The organism is Stenotrophomonas sp. YJH_SMC_130, from assembly GCF_059369035.1.
In genome coordinates, this window is the sequence record NZ_JCAFSH010000011.1 from 64,665 (window position 1) to 84,829 (window position 20,165).

Consider the following 20,165-nt stretch of genomic DNA (forward strand, 5'->3'; position numbering starts at 1 on the left):
CTCAGCTGCCTTGGCCCGATGAGGCGCCCGGGCGATGCGCCGGGCGCGCCATCAGCAGATGGGAGACCCCGATCGAGCGCTCCAGGAAGCCGCCCTCGCAGTAGGCCAGGTAGAACTCCCACAGGCGGCAGAAGCGCGTATCGAAGCCCTGCGCCTGCACGTCGGGCAACCGGGCGAGGAAGCGCTGGCGCCAGGCGCGCAGGGTCAGCGCGTAGGAGTGACCGAAGTCCTGCTGGGCGATCAGCTGCAGGTCGCTGGAGCGCGTTTTGGCGGCCATGATCGCGTTGATCGACGGAATGAAGCTGCCGGGGAACACATAGCGCTTGATGTAGTCGACGCTGCGCCGGGCCTGCTCGTAGCGATGGTCCTCGATGGTGATGGCCTGCAGCAGGGCAACGCCATCAGGCTTGAGCAGGCGCTGCAGCGTGGCCATGTAGGTATCCAGGTATTCCGCGCCGATGGCTTCGATCATCTCGATCGACACCAGCTTGTCGAACTGGCCCTGCAGGTCGCGGTAGTCCTGCATCAGCAGCGTGACCTGGTCCTGCAGGCCAGCTGCCTGCACGCGCTGGGCAGCCAGCGCGTGCTGCTCGGCGGAGATGGTGGTGGTGGTGACGTGGCAGCCGTAGTGCTGCGCGGCGTGCAGCGCAAAACCACCCCAGCCGGTGCCGATCTCCACCACGCGATCGCCCGGCTTGAGCTGGAGCTGCTGGCAGATGCGGTCCAGCTTGCGCCGGGAGGCGGATTCCAGCGACTCGTCTTCTGTGTCGAACAGGGCTGAGGAATACATCAGGTCCGGCGACAGGAACAGGGCAAAGAAGTCGTTGCCAAGGTCGTAGTGCGCGGCAATGTTGCGGCGGCTGCCTTCACGGCTGTTGCGGCGCAGGCGGTTCCAGCCGCGCAGCAGCCAGCCACCCACGCGGGCCGGGCCGCGCTCCATGCCGTCGAGCAGGTCGCGATTGCGTACCAGCAGCCGGATCAGCGCCACCAGGTCATCGCAGTGCCATTCCCCCTGTATGTAGCTTTCACCTGCGCCCACGCTGCCTTGCGCTGCAACCTTGCGGTAGAACGCCGGGTCATCGATGGTGACGGTCACATGCAGCTCGCCATGGGCATCGCCCAGCCAGACTTCGCCGAGTGCATCACGCACGCACAGGCGGCCGTCGCGCATGGGGGCAAGCTGTTGCAGCAGGCGGCGGCGCAGGAAGGCATCCAAGGCGCCGGGACGTGGCAGGGCGACCAGGGGAGTCATCGAGTTCATCGCGGTTTCTCGGCAAGGGCAGGGTGGTCATGCACGGGGTTGCGTTTCAGCCACAGCCGCAGCGCGTGCCAGTGGATGGCGGCCATCACCTGCAGGGTCATCAAGGGATAGCAGGCCAGGACCCGGGCCAGCCCGCGGCCGTCCAGGGCGTGTCGCTGCATGGCCTGGGTGGCATCAAACTGGCGAACGCCTTGGCGCCAGACCTGCATGTGCACGCGCAGATCATCATCCGGGCGGTTGAACCGCCAGTCGTAGTGGCAATCCATCGGCATGAACGGCGAGACATGGAAGCGCTTGTCGAACCGCCAGCGCAGCGAGGCGCCTTCGTGGGTGGCCGTGGCGGCTGGCAGCACATAGGCGTGCCGTTCCTTCCAGGGCGTATTGGTGATCTCGGCGACGATGCAGTCCAGGGTTCTGCCATCGGACTGGTAGCAGTAGTAGAAGCTGACCGGGTTGAATACGTGCCCGCCGAAGCGAAGATGGGTGAGCAGGCGTACCGGGCCGGCAGGCCGATAGCCCAGGGTAGCCGCAGCATGATCGCGCACCGCATCGGCCAGCGGTTGTGCGGGATTGCCGAAGTAATCGCTGCGGCGGAACTCGGCCAGGTTGCGGCGATTGACCGACCACAGCCAGCGCCCGGCGAACACGGTCTCCAGCTCGTCCAGATCGAGCAGCAGCTGCGCGATCGGATAGCGGAACGCGTGGGGCTGCGGATGATGCCGTCGGTGCATCACCTGCCCAAAGTAGAGTGCGCTGGCACTCACGCTGCCACCTCGCCGGGCGCAACGCTGTCAAGGTGCGCGGTGCACTCGCGCATCGCGTCCACCACGCGGCGGGCGCTGCGGATGCCGTCTTCGTGGAAGCCCCAGCCCCAGTATGCGCCGGCGAACCAGGTGTGGCGGCGGCCCTGCAGCTCTGCCCAGCGCTGCTGGGCGCGGATAGCGGCATGATCGTGCACCGGGTGGGCATAGTGCAGCCTGCGCAGCACCTTGGCCGGATCGATCGCCTCGCTGCGGTTGAGGGTCACGACCAGCGGGGTGTCACCGGGCAGGCCCTGCAGGAGGTTCATGCAATAGCTGACCGTACAGGGCGCGCCTGGATCCCTGGGAACGTGTGCATTCCATGCAGCCCATGCTTTGCGGTTGCGCGGCAGCAACGATGCATCGGTATGCAGTACTGCTTCGTTGGGCTGGTAGCGGATGGCGCCGAGTACTTCGCGTTCGACCTGATCGGCGTCACGCAGCAGGGCAAGCGCCTGGTCGCTGTGGCACGCCAGGATGACCTCGTCGAACCCCTCCACGCCGGCCGCGCTGTGCACGCGCGCGCCCCACGGCATGCGTTCGACCGAGTGAACCGGGCATTCCAGCCGCTCACGCACCCGCCAGCGGGCGCGAAGGGCATCGATATAGCGTGCCGAGCCACCGCTGACCACCCGCCAGGGTGCGCGCCCGGTCATCTGCAGCATCTGGTGGTTGGCCATGAACTGGGCCAGGTAGCGGGCCGGGAACTGCATGACCGTGGCGGTCGGTGACGACCACAGTGCCGAAGCCATCGGCAGCAGGTGCTCGTCGATGAAAGCGGTGCCGTAGCGCTGGCCGCGCAGGTACTGGCCCAGTGTCGGGCCTTCGTCTTCCGCCAGCAGCAGCGGCGCATCCCGGTAGAACCGGCGCAGGTCGGCCAGCATTCCCCAGAAACGTGGCGAAACCAGATTGCGACGTTGGCAGAACAGGCCATCCAGCGAAGTGGCGTTGTACTCGACGCCACTTCGCTCGCTGTGCATGGAGAAGCTCATGGTGGTCGGCTGCGAGGCCACACCCAGTTCTTCGAACAGTGCCGTCAGCAGTGGGTAGTGCAGGGGATTGAAGACGATGAAACCGGTATCCACCGCCATGCGCGTGCCGTCCACCTGCACGTCATGGGTGTGGGTATGTCCGCCCAGGTAATCGTTGGCCTCGAACACCGTCACTTCGTGTTCGCCGTCCAGCCACCAGGCACTGGCCAGGCCGGCAATGCCGGAGCCGATGATCGCGATGCGCATGTCAGTACCTCGCCTTGGCCAGTACCCACTCGGGGATGGGCTTGAGCCCCCTCACCAGGCCCATGGCCGCCATTGCGCGCAGCCCGTACCAGGTCAGGTCGATCTCCCACCAGCGGAACCCTTGGCGGACGGTCCCAGGGAAGAAATGGTGGTTGTTGTGCCAGCCTTCACCGAAGGTAAGCAGCGCCAGCCAGAGGTTGTTGCGGCTGTCGTCACGGGTCTCGAAGCGCCGCCGGCCAAAACGATGGGCCAGCGAGTTGATGGTGACGGTGGCGTGGAACAGCACCACGGTGGAAATGAAGAAGCCCCACACCAGCAACTGCGGGCCAGAGGTGTGCAGTCCGGGCGCCCAGCGCTCCAGGCCGGCGCCGAGTGCGTACAGCGCGGCAGCCAGCAGTACCGGCACCGCCGTATCAAAGCGGTCCAGCCAGCGCAGCTCGGGGAAGCGCGCCAGGTCAGGCACGCGCGATAGATCCGTGGCGAATGCCTCGCGGGTGAGGAACCAGCCCATGTGGCTGCGCCAGAAGCCGCCTTCGCGCGGCGAGTGCGGGTCCAGCGGTTGGTCGGCATGCCGATGGTGATGGCGATGGTGGGCCGCCCACCACAGCGGCCCACGTTGCACGCTGGACGCGCCGATCACCGCGAACACGAATTGCACCGTTCGCGATGCCTGGAACGTCCGGTGCGAGAAGTAGCGGTGGTAAAAAGCGGTGATCGCAAACATGCGCACTGCGTAGAGGGCTGCGGCGACGATCACTGCCGTCCACGAGATGCCTACCCAGATCACCGCGATGCAGGCCAGGTGCATCAACGCGAACGGTACGGCGCGCAGCCAGTCGATGCGTCCGGGCTCGCCAGCGGCGTGGTCTGCAGCGCTGCCGGTGTCGACCCAGCGCTTCAGGGTGCGCAGCAGGCGCCAGCGTCGGCGGGGGAGGGGCGCTACAGAGGCCATGGCGGATCTCGGCGGGTGTCGTGTCTTCCTCTACGCAGCAGTGCGCGCAATGGATGCGGCCGACTGTGGAAAATTCCGGCTTCACTTGGGCATCACGCTGCAGCGTTCGACCAGCGGTTGCGCCCAGGCCTGTTGCCATTCGCTGGCGGGCCGCTCGGCCACCGGCGAACTGAAGCGCACCGTGACCTGTGGGTAGGTGCCGCGGGTATCGCGCAGGTTGCTGGTTCCGCGGAATTCCAGCAGGCGGCGGTCGGCGCTGGCATAGACCAGCGACAGGCGCGGCGCGATGCCGCCGTACCACGTGTCCAGACTGACCTCGATGGCCTGGGCGTCGATGCCCTGCCAGCGAACAGGGCCGGTACGCCGCACCTGCACCGGGAAGAAGCGCTGCCGCCCCGGCACCAGGAAGGACAGGCTGATGCGTTCACCTCGCAGCAGCGCTGGCCAATGCTGGCGCACCGCGGCGTCGAAGCCCGTGTCGATCACCGCATCCGGTGCCAGCTCAAGCCGACGCTGACGCAGCTCGCTGGCGGCATCTTCTTTCCAGGCGATCGACACCGACTCGCCACTCGCGTCGACTTCAGCGGTTTGCCCGCTACGGCTGTCCTGCAGCGAATAACCCCGGGCCTGCGGGCGGGTGCTGGCCGGTAGATGCTTGCGGGCGAAGGGGCGGCCATCCGGGCACTGATAGAGCACCCAGCGCTCGGCACCCTCCGATGGGCCGCGCCGCCAGTGCACTTCACGATAGAGAAGGTCGCCCTGCGCCGATGTGGCCACGCCCTCGTTGCGCAGCCAGGGCGCCGCCAGCGCGGCATGGGGCAGGCACAGCAGCAGCCAGGCAGTGCGCATGGTGTTCATCCGGTAGGGAGGCTCAGGTCATACGGCGGGCGCGGCTGCTTGGATGCACAGTGCCTGCTGCATCCAATGGCCGCCCCTGCGCGTAGAGGGGACAGACCTTCACCTGCCCGCCGCTCACGCAGATGTACCCTGACGCTGCCAGCACCCTCCTCAACTTCGATACCGCACGCACCGTGTCCAGTTCCCAGCAGCCCAGCAGCGAGCCGACGAACTGGGCCGATGACATGGACAGTGTGGCGCGGCTGCGCGACCGCGACTGTTTCATGCGGATCTATGACTACTTCATGCCGCGGCTGTGCGTGTATCTGCGTGGCCTGGGGGCACCCGACGCCGTGGCCGAGGAAATGGCGCAGGAGTGCCTGCTGCGCCTGTGGTTGCGGGCGGCCGAGTATGATGCGGCCCAAGGCGCGCTGAGTACCTGGCTGTACCGGATCGCGCGCAACCTGCATATCGACCGCATCCGTCGAGAGCGCAGCTGGATGCAGGTGCAGGCAGCGGTGGAAGACGCCGCGGCCGTGGACATGATCGAGCGCAGCAGCGCCGAGCAGTTCGCCGACCAGGCGCGCCTTCGCCAGCGCATCAACGAGCTGCCCGCCGTGCAGGCGAGGCTGGTGCGGATGTCCTATTTCGAGGCGAAGAGCCACAGCGAGATTGCCCAGGCGCTGGGCATGCCGCTGGGAACGGTAAAGTCACACCTGCGACGTGCGTTCCTGCAACTGCAGGCCAAAGTGGGAGGTGCGCTGTGAATCCGCATCACCACCTGCACGAATCCACGCTGATGAGCTATGCCGCCGGCGCGCTGCCGGCGCCGTTGAGCATCGTGGCCGGTGCCCACCTTGAGCAGTGCCCCCACTGCCGCCAGCGCCTGCGCGATGCCGAGGCGATCGGCTCGGTGCTGCTGGAGCAGACCCAACCGCCCGCGGCCGACGCGCGTCGCGAGCAGTTGCGCGAGGCCATGCTGATGCAGCTGGCCTCGGACGCGCCGAGCGCCATCACCGGAACCAGGCGCCCGGTGCCGAGGGAGCGGCCCGAGGCCGATCCGGACCATCTGCCCGCCTCGTTGCATCCTTACTTCGGCGCCTCGCTCAGTGCCCTGCGCTGGCGCTGGATGGCGCCAGGCGTGCACTGCATCAGGGCTGAGCAGATGCCCTCGCTGATCATGCTGAAGATTGCCCCGGGCAAGTGCCTGCCGATGCACAGCCATGGCCGCAGCGAACTGACCCAGATCCTTCGAGGCTCGTACAACGACGCGCTGGGGCTGTTCGCGCCGGGCGACGTGGCGGACCTGGACGAGGAGGTGGAGCATCAACCGGTAACTGCACCCGGTGTTCCCTGCATCTGCGTGTCAGCGCTGGACGCGCCGTTGGTGTTCAGTGGCTGGTTGGCGCGGAAGATCCAGCGTTTCGTGAAACTCTAGCGTGGTGCGACCATGACCGGGAAAGGTGCGTTGAGGATTCTGTTGACCGGTGCTGCGGGCCTGGTGGGGCAGGGTGTTGCGCTGGCCTGCCAGCGCTCGCCGCAGGTGGCCCACCTGACTGCCCTGGTGCGCAGGCCGGGCAGCCTGAACGGGCCTGGCAGCGAACTGATCGTCCCCGATTTTCTGCATATGCAAGGCCGGCATGAGCAACTGGCAGGCTTCGACGCATGCTTCTACTGTGCCGGTGCGCCACCGGTCGGCACAGCAGAGGCCGAGTATCGACGCGTCACCCTGGACATCACGCTGGCGGTTGCACGCGCCTGGGCGGCGGCGAATCCAGAGGGGCGCTTTCTATATGTATCCGGTGCGGGTGCGGATCCGCAGAGCCGGGTAATGCCGCTGAGGGTCAAGGGCGAGACCGAAGTGGCATTGCAGGCCCTGCCGGTGCGCACGGTGATGCTGCGCCCCGGAGGCGTTCGCCCGGTCCCGGGTACCGGCACCCGTCATGCACTGCTGAAGCCGCTGTACTGGGGCGGTGCGCCATTGATGAAACTGGCCGGCGCGGTTGCGCCTTCGCTGGTGACGAGCAATCTGGCGCTGGGCCAGGCGATGGTTGCCTTGGCCGCCAGGGAGCATCCGCCGGGCACGGTGGAATGCGCGGACATCAATCGGATCGCCGCTGGCGCGCGCGATCCGGCGTCCTGATCTCAGTGTGGCATCGCCTCCAGCGCGGTGCGCACCGCAGTCGCCAGGTCACTGCGGGTAAACGGCTTCGGCAGCAGCGCAACGGCCCGGCCCTGGCTGCCCACCTGGTCGTGGTCGCGCGGATAGCCCGACGTGAACAGGACGGCGACTTCCGGCCAGCGCTCACGGACTTCACGCACCAGCTCCCAGCCCGACATGCCGGGCATCACCACGTCAGAGAACAGCAGGTCCACCTTGGTATCAGGGCGTTCCAGCAGCCGCAGCGCGGAGGGGCCGTCGTGGGCTTCCAATACCCGGTAGCCCAGCAGCCGCAGTGCATCCACCGTGTAGGCGCGGACATCGTCGTTGTCCTCGGTCACCAGGATGGTTTCCTCGCGCGGCGAGTAGCCCGCCAGGCCGGTCTGCGGGGTGCGCGCTTCGGAGGGCAGGGCCAGCGGTGAGCGCGGGAACATCATGGTGATGCTGGTGCCGCCGCCTTCCACCGAATCGATCAGCACGTGGCCCCCGGACTGCTTGACGAAGCCATGCACCATCGACAGGCCCAGGCCGGTGCCACGGCCAACCTGCTTGGTAGTGAAGAAGGGTTCGAAGACCCGGGCAAGCGTCGCCGCGTCCATGCCGTGGCCGTTGTCACGCACCCGCAGCATCACGTACTCGCCCGGCGTTGCGTCCGGGAACAGTGCGGCGTAGTCGTGGTCGAGGTGGCTGTTGTCGACCTCGATCACCAGCCTGCCGCCGTGCGGCATCGCATCGCGGGCATTCACCGCCAGGTTCAGTACAGAGGCCTCCAGCTGGCTGACGTCGATCTCGACGCACCAGATGTCCTCGGCGCTGCGGATCTCCAACTGCACCAGCTCACCCAGCGCACGCTGCAGCATGTCGTGCATGTCCAGCAAGCGCTCGTTGAGGTTGGCGGCCTGGCTGCGCAGCGGCTGGCGGCGGGCAAACGCCAGCAGGCGCTGGGTCAGGCTGGCGGCACGGCCGACACCCTTCAGTGCATTGTCCAGCGCACGGCTCACCATCGCTCCGGGTTCGCCCGCGCGCTCGCTGAGCAGCATGGCGTGCTCGACGTTGCCTGAGATGACCGTCAGGATGTTGTTGAAATCATGTGCGATGCCGCCGGTGAGCTGGCCGACCGCCTCGATTTTCTGCGACTGGCGCAGGGCATGCTCAGCGTGCACGCGCGCGGTGGTTTCCACGGCCTCGGAGACCACAGCGGTGACCACGCCCTCCGTATCGAGTAGTGGACGGAACGAGAAATCAAAGCTGCGCCGCCCGGTCGGGAGTTCCAGTTCCAGCGCATGCAGTGAACTGCGGCCCTGTACCGCTGCGGCCACGGCCCGATCGATCAGCGCTGCCATGCCCTCGGTGGTGCCGAACCAGACCGATTCGGCGAAGCGTTGGCCAACGACGTCCTTCTTGTCTGCCAGTACCGCGGCCAGTGACGCGTCATTGGCATCGACCACGCGTCCGGACAGATCCAGCAGCACCTGGTGCTGGAAACTGGATTCGAAGATCGCCTGCAGGCGCCGCTTGCTGGCGCGCAACTCGGCCGTGCGTGCCTGTACCTGCTGCTCGAGCAGCTGGTTGTCTTCGCGCAGGGCCAGCTCGGCCTGTTTCAGCAGCGAGACGTCGCTTCCCAGGCAGATATACCCGGCCACACTGCCATCGGCGGCATGCTCAGGCACGCAGTCCATCTGCACGAATCGTGATTCGCCGCTGCGATGGATCAGTTCGACCTGGAAGCGGGTGCGCTCGCCCTGCAGTACCCGTTCCAGGCTGGGCAGGGCGTGCTCGAAGGCGGAAATGCCGCTGACATCCCGAGCCGGCCGACCCAGCAGTTCTGCAAGGCTGAATCCATGCCAGTCCAGGAACGCCTTGTTGGCAAACCGGTAGCGATGGTCCTTGTCCAACTGGGCGATCAGCGCCGGGACGGCATCGGTCACCATCTGCAGCTGGGCCTGGCTTTCGTTCAGCGCGGCCTGCGCATTGGCCAGCTGGGTACGCTCGTGCGCCTCCTGGCGGGCGCGTCGGATCGCATCGGGCAAGCGTTGCAGGCGTTGCTTCACCACGTAGTCGCGGGCACCGCGCGTGAGTGCCTGTACCGCCAGTTCCTCGGTCAGGGTGCCGGAAACAAAGATGAAAGGCGTCTGCGGCACGCGCTCGCGCGCCAGGGCAAGTGCTGCGTCACCATCGAAGCCTGGCAGGACATGATCGGCGAGGATCACGTCGAACGGGCGGTTTTCGATGGCCTCGGTGAACGCGTTGCGGGTCCACAGGCGCTCGGCCTCGAAATCGAGGCCGGCACGCTGCAGCTGGGCGCTGATCAGCTCCGCATCAAGCGCGCTGTCCTCCAGCATGAGGATGCGCAGGCGCTCGCTGCGGCGCGATCCATCACGCATTGCGCTGCCCCGAACCGTTGGGCCGATGCGGTGGCGGCTGGTTGGTGATGCCCCAGAACATGCCCAGGCCCTGGATGGCGTCAAAGAATTCCTTGAAGTCGACCGGCTTGACCACGAACGCGTTGACGCCCAGTTCGTAACTGCGTACCAGGTCCTGCTCTTCGCGCGAGGAGGTCAGCATCACCACCGGCGTGCTGCTCAGATTCGCATCGCCGCGTACCTGTTCCAGTACTTCAAGGCCATTGACCTTGGGCAGCTTGAGGTCCAGCAGCACCACCACCGGACCGCCGTGCATGGCGCCGGCAAACTTGCCTTCGCAGCGCAGGTAGTCCAGCGCTTCGGCGCCGTCGCGTACATGGATGACATCGTTGAGCAGCTGGCAGCGCGCAAGCGCGGCCATCGTCAGCTCTGCATCCTTGGGGCTGTCCTCCACCAGGAGGATCGGCCGCAGGTCCCTCATGGGTGTTCTCCTGTGGAGCGGGGTAGGGTGAAGTGAATGGTGGCGCCCTTGCCGGGCTCGCCCTCGGCCCAGGTACGGCCGCCATGGCGGCCGATGATGCGGCGTACGTTGGCCAGACCGATGCCGGTGCCTTCGAATTCTTCCACGTGATGCAGGCGCTGGAACACACCGAACAGCTTGTCGACGTAACGCATGTCGAAGCCGCAGCCGTTGTCGCGCACGAAGAAGTGATCTTCGTCGTCGCTGCGGTCGTGCCCAATCTCGATCATCGCGTGCTCGCGCTCGCGGGTGAACTTGATCGCGTTGGCCAGCAGGTTCTGCCAGACCAGACGAAGCATCGTCGGGTCGGCTTCCACCTCCGGCAGCGGCGCGAGCGTCCACTGCACGTCGCGGCCGTCGTAATCCAGCGCCAGGCTCCGGCGCACGTCCTCGGCCAGCGCAGCCATGTCCAGACGCACCCGCCCCAGCGTGGAGCGTCCCATCTGCGAGAAGCTGAGCAGGTCGTCCACCAGTGTGCCGGCGGACTTTGCCGAATCGACGATCGTATCCAGGAAGCGGCGCTCGGTCTCGTTGAGGCGTTCGCCCGCCGAGCTGCCAAGCAGCTCCGAATAGCCCACGATGTGGCGGAAGGGGGCGCGCAGGTCGTGGCTGACCGAATAGGAAAAGGCCTCCAGTTCCTTGTTGCTGCGCAGGAGCTGCTCGTTCAGCTCCGCCATCTCCTCGGCCTTGCGCAGCACGATATCGACGATGGCCGTGCGCATCTCGTGCGCCGCATCGCAATCAGCATCATTCCACGGCAGGCTGCGCTGCCGCACGGTCTCTTTCCAGGCATCGAAGGAGCTCCGCGGGGACAGTGCCACGCCGGGCGCTGCGGTCTTGCGGGGGTCTCCCCCCCCAGCGCACGGTTCGCACCACCTCCGGCCGGAACCACATCAGGTAGCTGTCATGCAGCTGCGAAATGGACACTGCCAGCAGGCCGCTGGCTACATCGGCCAGGTGTGCGGCAGGCGACCAGTGGGCGGCAAGGTGGTCGGTGCAGTAGGTTTCCTGCCCGGCCTGCCGGGTAGCCAGCCAATCGGCCAGGGCCAGCACGTCGCTGGCCGGTGGGCACTCACCCACGCGCATGCAGTCGCCCTTGTGTACGATGGCCGCACCGGCCGCGCCGGTCAGCGACAGCAGGCTGGCCTCGTCGTGGCGCAGTGCAGCCATGAAGTCCTCATCACCGGCCATGCGTGCCAAGAGCTTGACCAGCACCGAACGCCGGGCCACGCGCTCTTCGATTGCACGGGCGCGCTCCTTCAGCGCGATCTGCAGCGACAGGATCTGGCCCATGAACTCGCAGGCGGTACGCACGTGGTAGGGCAGGCGGCGTGGCTGCACGGTATGGCAGGACATCAGGCCCCACAATCGCCCCTCATGTACAAGTGACACCGACATCGACGCCCCGGTCCCCATGTTGCGCATGTACTGAAGATGCACGGGGGACACGCTGCGCAGCACAGCCAGGCTCAGGTCGGTCGGTGGCGCCTCGCGGTGGTCTTCGGCCCGCATCAGCGGGGCAGGGGTGTAGTTGTTGTCCGCGATCAGGCGCACCCGGTTCCGGCGGTAGAGTTCGCGGGCCTGTGCGGGAATGTCCGACTCCGGGAAGCGCAGGTCGAGGTAGGATGGCAACAGGCCATTGCCATCTTCGGCCACCACGATGCCATTCCAGCCGGCATCGAATTGATAGACCAGGGTGCGGTCAAAGCCGGTGAGCCGCCGCATGTGCGCGGCCGCAAGCCTGCACAGGTCTTCCACCGTCGCTGCCGATTCAATGCCGGTCATCAGCTCGCGGATGGCTGGATACAGTTCTTCCAGCGAGCCGGGCTGGCCGGGAACCGGTGCTTCCAGCTCAACCAGAAGGTCCGTGGCGGAGCGGTGCACCAGCAGCTGATGGCGGCCGTGCCCATCCAGGTGCACGGCACCGACATGCGCGCTGCTGCCCACCGTCGCCTGTTGCAACGCGCCCTGGAACGGTGCGAGCACGCCGCCCAGCACCTCACTGACGTGCTTCATCAACGGTTCGCCGAACTGTTTCAGCAGCCCGGGGTGGCTGATGGCGCGCTCGCGTACCTGCAGGGACTGCGGTTCAACGACCAGAAGCACACCGTAGGGCTGGATCGCGCCGGGGGTGTGGATCGGTTCGCGCGCGCAGCGGGACAAGGCAGTGTCGTGCACGGATTCGGCAGGAGGCGTCAAGGGCGGGACTCATGATTCGTGGATGGCTGGAACAGCCCAGCACTGCATCCGGTGTGCATGGATGGTGAAGCAAAAGCGTGCCGCCGCATACCACCACGTGAATGTGAAGGGGCTTTCATTCAAACCTGAATTCTTCATCTACGCAGCGACGGATGAACTGGAAGGCGTCTGTCGCGCCCCTGCATGCCTGTGCGCGCTCCTGGCCACTTAAAGCGAGCGCATCCAGCTCCTCCCGCTCGCGTCTCCAGTACTCGGCCACACCGAGGTTGGAAGGGCGCAGGTGGCGCGCCCCGTACCCGGCATGAAGCTGCAACGCAGCGGCCATCTTCAACAGCACGGACGCTCCCAGCGTCGAGCCCTCCGCCACGTAGCGCCAGCCCAGAACGGTCGCTTTCGAGAATGCTTGAGGCTGCGGTTGCCAGGCATGGGGTACCGGGATGGAAGCGCCGAGGTCGCGAAGATCCTCCTCGATCAGCGGCAAGCGGGTCGCGCCCGGATCCTGCATCCGGTACAGCGGCGCAACGGCGCTATGGAAGTGCCATTGCACGCGCAGGAAGCAGAGGTAACGCTGGCGCGACGCGAAGATGTGTTGCTGCAACAGGTGCTGGTCGAGGCGATCGTGGGCCGTTCGGGTGTGCGCTTTCAGGGCGGCGCTGAGGGCAATGGGGTGATCGGGCTGTGCTGGCAATATGGATGTAGGCATCGGCGCGCACCCTAGCAGATTTCGATGCGGAGGCCGGTGCAGGTTTCGCGGCCAGCACATCTGCGCTGCACGCCGGCTAGACAGGGACTGCCCTACGGTGACTGCACTTCCAACAGATGCCACGCCCGTGAACCTGCAGACCGCATCCGCGCCCGAGTACCGCATGCTCCCTGACAGCTGCCAATTTGAACTGCTGGATGTGGATGCACTACAGGATCCCGCCAGCGGCCGGCTGCTGCACCTGTACTCGCTGGTAGCGCGTTGCCTTTCCTGCGAGACGATCTTCAAGGCAGAAGAAGGGCAGGGCCTGGTCAGCCATACCGCGGCGCGGGTAGTGCGGTGCCCCACCGGTTGCGGGCAGCAGGCGTTCAAGCCGGCCCTGCTGCGAACCTGGCGCCCGCAGGCCGTGGCCCAGGCGTGAGCAGCAGAGATCACAGCAGCCCGGGATTGGCCCGCCAGACGGCGAAGTTGAGCGCCGAGGCGAACGAAATCCAGGCAAGGTAAGGAAGCAGCAGCACCGCCGCAAGCCGGCGGATGCGCGCGAACATGACGATCGTTGCGCACACCAACACGATCAATACAAGAATGTCGGCGAAGGCAAGCGCGCCCAGCTTCCAGCCGAAGAACAGCCAGCTCCATAGCGCGTTGACGGCCAGCTGCACCAGATAGAGCAGCACCGCGGGCCGTGCGCCGCGCCAACCGCGTTCGCGCCAGACCAGCCACGCGGCAACCGCCATCATGGCGTAGAGCAGTGTCCACACCGGGCCAAAGACGCTGGCCGGTGGTGCCCATGCGGGGAGGGCAAGGCTGGCGTAGAAGCTTGCCGCGGACGTGGACGCCCACGCCCCCAGGGTTGCCGCAACGAAGGTGATCGCCACCCATCCCAGAAGTCCGGAAACCTGTGAACTCCGCTTCATACCGTGCAGCTCCTTGATACGTATGCGGCCTGTCTACGCACAGGGGCAGCGAATGGATGCAGGCTGTCGGCCTTCAATCTGAAGAGCCGACGGCACCGGCTCCCTGGCTCGCTGGCAACAGGGAAGGTCGCTGGTCAAACCACTCGCGTGCCCTGGCCAGGTGCCATTGGCGCTGGTCACCGTCCAGCTCGATGCCCGCACCCAGCAGCCCCCAGCGCAGGTAGAGATCACCGCGCTTGCGCTGGTCGAGCAGATCCAGCCGCGCGCGTACCGAAAGCCGATCGTTCTCGGCCTGCAATCCATCGATGATCAGATGGCCCGGGCGCCAGCGCAGCGTCGCCCGGGCCTGCACCTGGCCGGAATCCAACAGCGACAGGGTCCAGCGCGGGTAGTCGGTACGCTCTGCGAACAGTGCAAGCAACGGGCGGGCATCGCTGAGATCCAGATCCGTGGTGGCATCGACCTGGAAGGGCGACTGCGCGTCGATGCGGCCACGCTTGAAGGCCACGCGGCCTTTCCATGCGCTTGTTTGCTCTGTATCCGCCACCTGCACATTGCGCAGCTCGACGGTGGTGCCGGACAGATCGAAATGACGCTGATTGAAGTCACCGCGGCGCAGCGTTGCCTTCACGTCGACGTCGCCGCCCATGTCCAGCCCTGCCACCTTGGCGCTGGCATTGCGCCCCAGCAGCCGGGCAGTGCCGTGGCCGACGCGTCCATCGGTGTCGAGCGTGGCATCGCCGCTCAGGCTGCCGGTGCCACGGAGCAGCCGCACCTGCGGCGAGTCCAGGTAGCGGTTGTAGGCGGCCAGGTCGGGAATCGTTGCTTGGCTGAAGCGCAGGTGCGCGCGGACACCCTTGCGCAGCTCCTGCAGGCGACCATCACCGGTCAGGTCCAGGGCCAGATCACGGCCGTCGAACAGGCGCACGTCCTTGGCATCGGTTGGCCGAGCAGTGAATCGTGGCAGCCGGACAGCCAGCTGTGCCTGGCTGGGGCTGCCGGCCTTCAGTTCGCCATGGGCGCTGGCCGTGCCCGCCAGTCGTACGCCCGCGACTTCGGCCACGGCTTCGGCGGCCGGAATGTCCACGGTGCTGCCTTCGATCAGTTCGCCGTTGCGCACGCGCAGGTCCGCCTTCAGCGTGCCGCCGCCGTCCAGCTGCAGCCACGGCTTGCGAACGAACAGGGCAGGGATCCAGTTGAGCGAAGTGAACGTCCATTCGCCGCGCACTGTGCCGGAGCTGCGTTCCAGCAGCTGGGCGGGCTGCTGGAAGGGAATGTTCCGCCCACTCATGTGCAGATCGGCATCCACTTCGCTGCCTGAGCCGGGCTTTGGCGGCAGGCGGGCCTGCAGGCGCAGGTCGTTGGACACATTGAGCTGCAGGGCCAGCACGCCGCGATCGGGGGCACCGTCACCCAGGTAGAGTGGCACCTGCCAGATTGCGCGGTCCCCGGGCTGCAGCTGGCCGTCAATCAGGTGCAGCGCCAGCTGCAGGCGTCCGGGCACGGGCGCGCTGGAGATCTTCGGCGTTGTGGCATCCGTGTCCATGCGCAGGCCCTGGCTGCGGGCGTCGACCTCGAGCTGGGCATGCAGCAACTTCAACTTGGCCAGACCGGGCGCCTGGTCCCGATAGTGGCGCGGATAGCTGAAGCGCGCGGTGAGATCCATGTCGCCCAACAGCTGCACGCCGTCAAAACTGGTGTCCGCATCGCTGAACGCCACCTCGGATTCGAAGAGCTCCGACGGCCCGCCGCGCAGCTGCTTGAGGAAGCCCACCGTACCCCGGCCCTTGCCAATGATCAGCAACTTGCCAAAGCGTGCGCTGCGGATGCTGTCGCTGTGGATGGCATCGAAACGGAGCGTCCAGCCGCGGTCGCTGCGCGGCGGTGGCGGGATGGCTTCTTCGACGCGGCTGATTTCGGCGGAAACCCCCGTCGCCTGCAAGCGCGGAACCCGTACCTCGCGCTGGAACAGGGGCAGCACCGCCAACCGGGCGCTGGCGCGCTCGGCATGCAGCACGTAGACCGTGTGGTTCACGTGGCCGCGCATGTGCACGTTCCAGGCGATGACATGGCCGGGCAGCAGCGTGATGGCCGGGCCGGTGGTCATCACGAACTTGTGCGGCTTGCGGTTGGTGACCTGGTCGAACAGCGGGGTATTGAGGAAGATGTTGCCGGCCAGCAGGTACAGCAGGTAGCTGCCCAGCAGGACGTAGGCGGGAACGCGCCACCGTCGAAGCCGGTGCGGGATGTGCACGGAAACAGGAGACATCTACTGCTCTGAGGGCCGGAATTTCCACAACTATTGCGGAGCCGATGGCGGTGGCGCGTGAAGCAGCCATGGGGCAGGGGCTGGATTCTGGTAGTGTCCGGCCTGGTCATCACCACAGATCTGCAGGAGACGCATGGAGATCCGGCCCGCCCGTGCAGGCGATTTCGACGCGATGTGGGGCATGTTCAAGGCGGCCATTGCGGCGCAGGATGCGCTGCCCTTTGCCGGCTCTTTTGGAGTCGAAACGTTTCGCGCGCACTGGTTCCAGGCCCAGGCACCTCATGTAGCTATGCTGGAGGGCCGGGTTGTGGGCATGTACAAGATGGGCCCGAACTTCCCTGATCTGGGGGCGCATGTGGCCAGCGCCACGTATGTGGTGGATGCACCGGCACAAGGGCAAGGTGTGGGCCGGGCCCTGGTGGAACACAGCCTGGAGCGGGCGAGGGCGGAAGGGTTCCTGGCCATGCAGTTCAATTACGTGGTCAGCACCAATGGGCCGGCGGTGGCGCTGTACCGGAAGCTGGGGTTCGAGGTGGTGGGAACGCTACCGAAGGCGTTCCGGCATGGGACGCTGGGCCTGGTGGATGTCTACGTGATGCACCGGTTTCTGTAGAGGGCTTCAGGGACGGGCTGGCGAGCTGCTGTCCTTTCCTTGCTTGTCCGGGTCTTGGCGGCCTGCGCGACGCAGCCGAGTGGCGCGCCGCGCCAAGTGGCGCCCTCCGCGCACACTGCACTCAGCTCCATGGCTATCGGAGGATGGATCTACCTGCGCGCCGATCTCTTCCTTCCGGGCGCTCGATCAACGACGGGCAAGCGGGGATTCAACCGTTGCGGCGCCGTATAGCACATGCTAGCGATCGAACACTATGTGCTCCCACTCAGACGGATATCGTCTTCAGAGCACGGCGAGGAGGGCGATCGGCGTGCTGCAGCTGAAGCGAGCCGTCGTGCGTGCAGTAATCCTAGCGGCACCCTGTTACAGGGGGGAGGCAAGACTCGCTGCTGTCGACCCTGGGTAGGCGTCATCCCAGGCCGGGAACTACGCAGCTGAGGCGTGCAACGGAGACGGCCCATACTTCTACTCTTGGCCGAATCCGGAGCACACCATCGGATGCCTGGGTGAGGGGTAGCTCCCTCTACGCCAAAGTGATATGAACCGGTACAGACTTGTAAGAGGGGGTGCCGCTTACCGGATCAATGTAGTTCAAAGGAATGAGGCAATTTCCCTCGGGATAGTACGTTGCCACGGAGCCGCGGGAGATCTTGTAACCAATGGCAATGACGTTCTCCAGGACCCGGCTTTGCTCATTGTCGAGCGCAGTGGTTATGCGAATCTGATCGCCTTGCTGGATGCCGCGCTCGCTCATGTCTTCTTCATTCATAAAAACAACGTCGCGCCTGCCAAACACGCCACGGTAGCGGTCATCGAGGCTGTAGATCGTGGTGTTGTATTGGTCATGGCTCCGCAGGGTGGCGAGCTTTAGAACTGCAGAGTCGATTGGTGTCGGATCTTCGGCCAACCCTTGGAACCGGATGAACTCTGCCTTTCCCGAGGCGGTTGGCCACACCCGCTCAGTGGGAGGGAGAGGAAGGCGGAATCCACCAGGGATGCGAATTCTGGCGTTGTAATCCGAGAATTCGGGGAAGACGGCTTCAATTGCGTCGCGTATCACGTCGTAGTCTGCGACCATGTCCGACCACCGCACCGTGCTGGACGGCAGGGTCGCGCTGGCAATCCCTGCAACGATTGCGGGTTCCGATCGCAATAGATCGGAGGCGGGTTTCAGCTTTCCGCGCGATGCGTGCACCATGGACATGGAGTCTTCGACCGTCACGGCTTGGGGGCCCGTCGCCTGCAGATCCTGCTCGGTTCTGCCCAGGCACGGCAGGATGAATGTGTTCTTTCCGACCAGCAAATGGCTTCGATTCAATTTGGTCGCAATATGCACGGACAGCTCCAACCCTCGCATGCCTGCAAAGCAAGCGTCTGAGTCCGGCAGGGCAACCGCGAGGTTGCCACCGAGGCATATGAGCGCCCGTGAGCGGCCGTCAATGATGGCCTGCATGGCAGCAACTGCGTCGTGACCGTGGTGGCTTGGGGCACGGAAACCGAATCGCTTCTCGATCCTGTCGATCATGTCTGCGCTGGGCTTTTCGGTGATCCCGACGCAGCGATCCCCTTGGACGTTTGAATGCCCCCGCAATGGGCATATGCCCGCGCCAGGCTTCCCAAAATTCCCCCTCAACAGAAGGAGATTCGCAATCTGCTGGACGTTCTCGGTTCCCGTGCTGTGCTGGGTCACACCCATCCCATAGGTAACGATGGTTGCGTTGGATTTGGCGTAGGCTGCCGCGACCTTGCGCAAGTCGTCTTCGGATAGGCCGGACTGGGTCACGATATCGCCCCACACAGTAGAGCGCAGATCGTCAGCAAAGGCTTCAAAGCCGTGCGTATGCCCACGTATGAACTCGCGATCGAGGATGTTGGCGGCCTCCCCGTGGATGGCATCCATCTCAAGGAGGGCCTTCATGATGCCCTTCAGCGCCGCGGCATCACCTCCGACACGTGGCTGCAAATAGGTTGAAGCGATCTCGGTTGCACCGAAGGTCGCCATCTCCAATGCGTCCTGCGGATCGGCAAAGCGCTCAAGTGCTCGCTCGCGCAATGGATTGAATACGATGATGGGTGCGCCACGCCTGGATACTTCGTGCAGGGTACCCATCATGCGGGGATGGTTCGTGCCGGGATTGTGTCCCATGGCGATGATCAGTTCGCAGGAATCAAAATCGTCCAACGAAACGGTTCCTTTCCCGATCCCGATCGACTGAGGGAGCCCGACGCTGGTCGCCTCATGGCACATGTTGGAGCAGTCCGGAAAATTGTTGGTCCCGTACTCACGGGCAAAGATCTGGTACAGGAAGGCCGCTTCATTGGAAGCGCGGCCAGATGTGTAGAACTCAACCATGTTCGGATCTGCCTGCGACCGCAGTATCTCGCCGATTCGACTGAGTGCCTGGTCCCAATCAACTGCCTCAAAGATGTCCTTTTCCGGGTTGTAGGCCATGGGATTGGTTAGGCGGCCCTGATCTTCCAGTTGATAGTCCGTCCATTCCAACAGTGATGTAACAGTGTTGGCGGCGAAGAATTCCGGGGTCACCCGCTTCTTCGTGGCCTCCCAGGTCACGGCCTTTGCACCGTTCTCGCAGAACTGGAAGGTCGATGTGTGCTTACGATCTGGCCATGCACACCCTGGGCAATCAAAGCCTTCTGGCTTGTTTGTCCGGAACAGCGTGATGGCTGCCTCAGGTGCCACCATCTGTTCACTGATTGCCTTTGCAGTTGCACGCAGTGCCCCCCAACCACCAGCCGGCGCGTCGTACTTACGGATGCCGGGAATGTCCTTCTCTGCCATAGCACCACCTCATGTGTCAGTACATCGATAGATGGGATATCGATAGATGGGATAACGAGCGAGAACAAGAGCGGGAGGGTCCCGGAACGCTTGGCGCGGGGTACTTCAGGAGCCATCTGGCCCCTCCGTAGCAGGAGACTGGGCGCCCCAATGTTGTTTCCATGTGATGATCCTGGATTGGACAGATTGTCCGTACGCACAGACATTTTGGCCGTTGTTTGAGCATCGGTCGTCGGGCTACGCTGTTCACGAATTCGATGCGGTTCTGGCTGGGCAGCCACCATTGGGAAGCCTTGATTAGCCCTTGAAGTTCCCTGATGGGCTGTCGCATATCCCGTAGGCGCTACCCTCCTTGCACCTTCATTTATCAACGATCGGGGTCGTCGAATGAGGATGGACAAGCTCACCTCGCGTTTCCAGCAGGCGCTGGCAGACGCACAGTCGCTGGCCGTGGGCCGCGACAACAGCATCATCGAACCGGTCCACCTGTTCAGCGCGCTGCTGGACCAGCAGGGTGGCAGCACGCGCCCGC

General features: G+C 65.2%; 17 protein-coding genes and 1 pseudogene. 6 read left to right on the forward strand and 12 right to left on the reverse strand.

Features of this window, described 5'->3' with window-relative positions:
- Window position 1 precedes the first annotated feature (1 nt).
- The 5 genes from AC5P5V_RS13470 to AC5P5V_RS13490 all read right to left on the reverse strand — a co-directional run bounded on the left by AC5P5V_RS13470 (window position 2) and on the right by AC5P5V_RS13490 (window position 5,100).
- Window positions 2-1,261, reverse strand: a complete 1,260-nt coding sequence (locus tag AC5P5V_RS13470) for an SAM-dependent methyltransferase (RefSeq protein ID WP_231352716.1) — start codon at window positions 1,259-1,261, stop codon at window positions 2-4.
- Window positions 1,258-2,025, reverse strand: coding sequence for a DUF1365 domain-containing protein (locus tag AC5P5V_RS13475; protein WP_134968281.1), 768 nt, complete (start codon window positions 2,023-2,025; stop codon window positions 1,258-1,260). The genes AC5P5V_RS13470 and AC5P5V_RS13475 overlap by 4 nt, the downstream gene beginning before the upstream one ends.
- Complete coding sequence (locus AC5P5V_RS13480; protein WP_134968280.1) at window positions 2,022-3,299, reverse strand: NAD(P)/FAD-dependent oxidoreductase; 1,278 nt, start codon at window positions 3,297-3,299, stop codon at window positions 2,022-2,024. The genes AC5P5V_RS13475 and AC5P5V_RS13480 overlap by 4 nt, the downstream gene beginning before the upstream one ends.
- 1 nt (window position 3,300) lies before the next feature.
- Entirely contained in the window at window positions 3,301-4,251 is a 951-nt protein-coding gene (locus AC5P5V_RS13485) for an acyl-CoA desaturase (RefSeq protein WP_065178583.1), read from the reverse strand.
- Window positions 4,252-4,332: 81 nt separating this feature from the next.
- The gene (locus AC5P5V_RS13490; RefSeq protein WP_134968279.1) at window positions 4,333-5,100 is read right to left on the reverse strand and encodes a hypothetical protein; all 768 of its coding nucleotides are present in this window, start codon (window positions 5,098-5,100) and stop codon (window positions 4,333-4,335) included.
- Window positions 5,101-5,231: 131 nt separating this feature from the next.
- On the opposite strand from AC5P5V_RS13490, the gene AC5P5V_RS13495 reads away from it, so the two are divergent.
- Genes AC5P5V_RS13495 through AC5P5V_RS13505 form a run of 3 tightly spaced genes read left to right on the forward strand, consistent with a single transcriptional unit; the run spans window position 5,232 to window position 7,231 of the window.
- Entirely contained in the window at window positions 5,232-5,855 is a 624-nt protein-coding gene (locus AC5P5V_RS13495) for a sigma-70 family RNA polymerase sigma factor (protein ID WP_049414756.1), read from the forward strand.
- Window positions 5,852-6,526 (forward strand): ChrR family anti-sigma-E factor, encoded by a 675-nt coding sequence (locus AC5P5V_RS13500; RefSeq protein ID WP_134968278.1) that lies wholly within the window; start codon window positions 5,852-5,854, stop codon window positions 6,524-6,526. Before AC5P5V_RS13495 ends, AC5P5V_RS13500 begins: the two co-directional genes overlap by 4 nt.
- 12 nt (window positions 6,527-6,538) lie before the next feature.
- Window positions 6,539-7,231, forward strand: coding sequence for an NAD-dependent epimerase/dehydratase family protein (locus AC5P5V_RS13505; RefSeq protein ID WP_134968277.1), 693 nt, complete (start codon window positions 6,539-6,541; stop codon window positions 7,229-7,231).
- A 2-nt stretch (window positions 7,232-7,233) separates the two neighbouring features.
- On the opposite strand, the gene AC5P5V_RS13510 is transcribed toward AC5P5V_RS13505, so the two are convergent.
- The 4 genes and pseudogenes from AC5P5V_RS13510 to AC5P5V_RS13525 form a co-directional block, all read right to left on the reverse strand.
- Window positions 7,234-9,633 carry a hybrid sensor histidine kinase/response regulator gene (locus AC5P5V_RS13510; protein WP_134968276.1) on the reverse strand — a complete coding sequence of 800 codons (2,400 nt, stop codon included), beginning with the start codon at window positions 9,631-9,633 and terminating at the stop codon, window positions 7,234-7,236.
- Complete coding sequence (locus AC5P5V_RS13515) at window positions 9,626-10,093, reverse strand: response regulator (RefSeq protein WP_049414761.1); 468 nt, start codon at window positions 10,091-10,093, stop codon at window positions 9,626-9,628. Before AC5P5V_RS13515 ends, AC5P5V_RS13510 begins: the two co-directional genes overlap by 8 nt.
- Window positions 10,090-12,331: pseudogene (locus AC5P5V_RS13520) on the reverse strand (ATP-binding protein). The gene AC5P5V_RS13515 and the pseudogene AC5P5V_RS13520 overlap by 4 nt, the downstream one beginning before the upstream one ends.
- A 115-nt stretch (window positions 12,332-12,446) precedes the next feature.
- Window positions 12,447-13,034 carry a biliverdin-producing heme oxygenase gene (locus tag AC5P5V_RS13525; protein WP_181357864.1) on the reverse strand — a complete coding sequence of 196 codons (588 nt, stop codon included), beginning with the start codon at window positions 13,032-13,034 and terminating at the stop codon, window positions 12,447-12,449.
- 163 nt (window positions 13,035-13,197) lie between these two features.
- On the opposite strand from AC5P5V_RS13525, the gene AC5P5V_RS13530 reads away from it, so the two are divergent.
- Entirely contained in the window at window positions 13,198-13,455 is a 258-nt protein-coding gene (locus AC5P5V_RS13530) for a hypothetical protein (protein WP_194430490.1), read from the forward strand.
- 10 nt (window positions 13,456-13,465) lie between these two features.
- On the opposite strand, the gene AC5P5V_RS13535 is transcribed toward AC5P5V_RS13530, so the two are convergent.
- Both AC5P5V_RS13535 and AC5P5V_RS13540 read right to left on the reverse strand, forming a co-directional pair.
- The gene (locus AC5P5V_RS13535) at window positions 13,466-13,951 is read right to left on the reverse strand and encodes a TspO/MBR family protein (RefSeq protein WP_061478657.1); all 486 of its coding nucleotides are present in this window, start codon (window positions 13,949-13,951) and stop codon (window positions 13,466-13,468) included.
- A gap of 73 nt (window positions 13,952-14,024) precedes the next feature.
- Complete coding sequence (locus AC5P5V_RS13540) at window positions 14,025-16,220, reverse strand: AsmA family protein (protein ID WP_231352718.1); 2,196 nt, start codon at window positions 16,218-16,220, stop codon at window positions 14,025-14,027.
- 133 nt (window positions 16,221-16,353) lie between these two features.
- Between AC5P5V_RS13540 and AC5P5V_RS13545 the strand changes: the two genes are divergently transcribed.
- Window positions 16,354-16,833 carry a GNAT family N-acetyltransferase gene (locus tag AC5P5V_RS13545; RefSeq protein ID WP_134968274.1) on the forward strand — a complete coding sequence of 160 codons (480 nt, stop codon included), beginning with the start codon at window positions 16,354-16,356 and terminating at the stop codon, window positions 16,831-16,833.
- Between the two features lie 523 nt (window positions 16,834-17,356).
- On the opposite strand, the gene AC5P5V_RS13550 is transcribed toward AC5P5V_RS13545, so the two are convergent.
- Window positions 17,357-19,633, reverse strand: coding sequence for an FdhF/YdeP family oxidoreductase (locus AC5P5V_RS13550; protein ID WP_495215910.1), 2,277 nt, complete (start codon window positions 19,631-19,633; stop codon window positions 17,357-17,359).
- A gap of 387 nt (window positions 19,634-20,020) precedes the next feature.
- On the opposite strand from AC5P5V_RS13550, the gene AC5P5V_RS13555 reads away from it, so the two are divergent.
- A partial coding sequence (locus AC5P5V_RS13555; protein WP_495215889.1) for a Clp protease N-terminal domain-containing protein occupies window positions 20,021-20,165 on the forward strand: 145 nt, incomplete at its 3' end.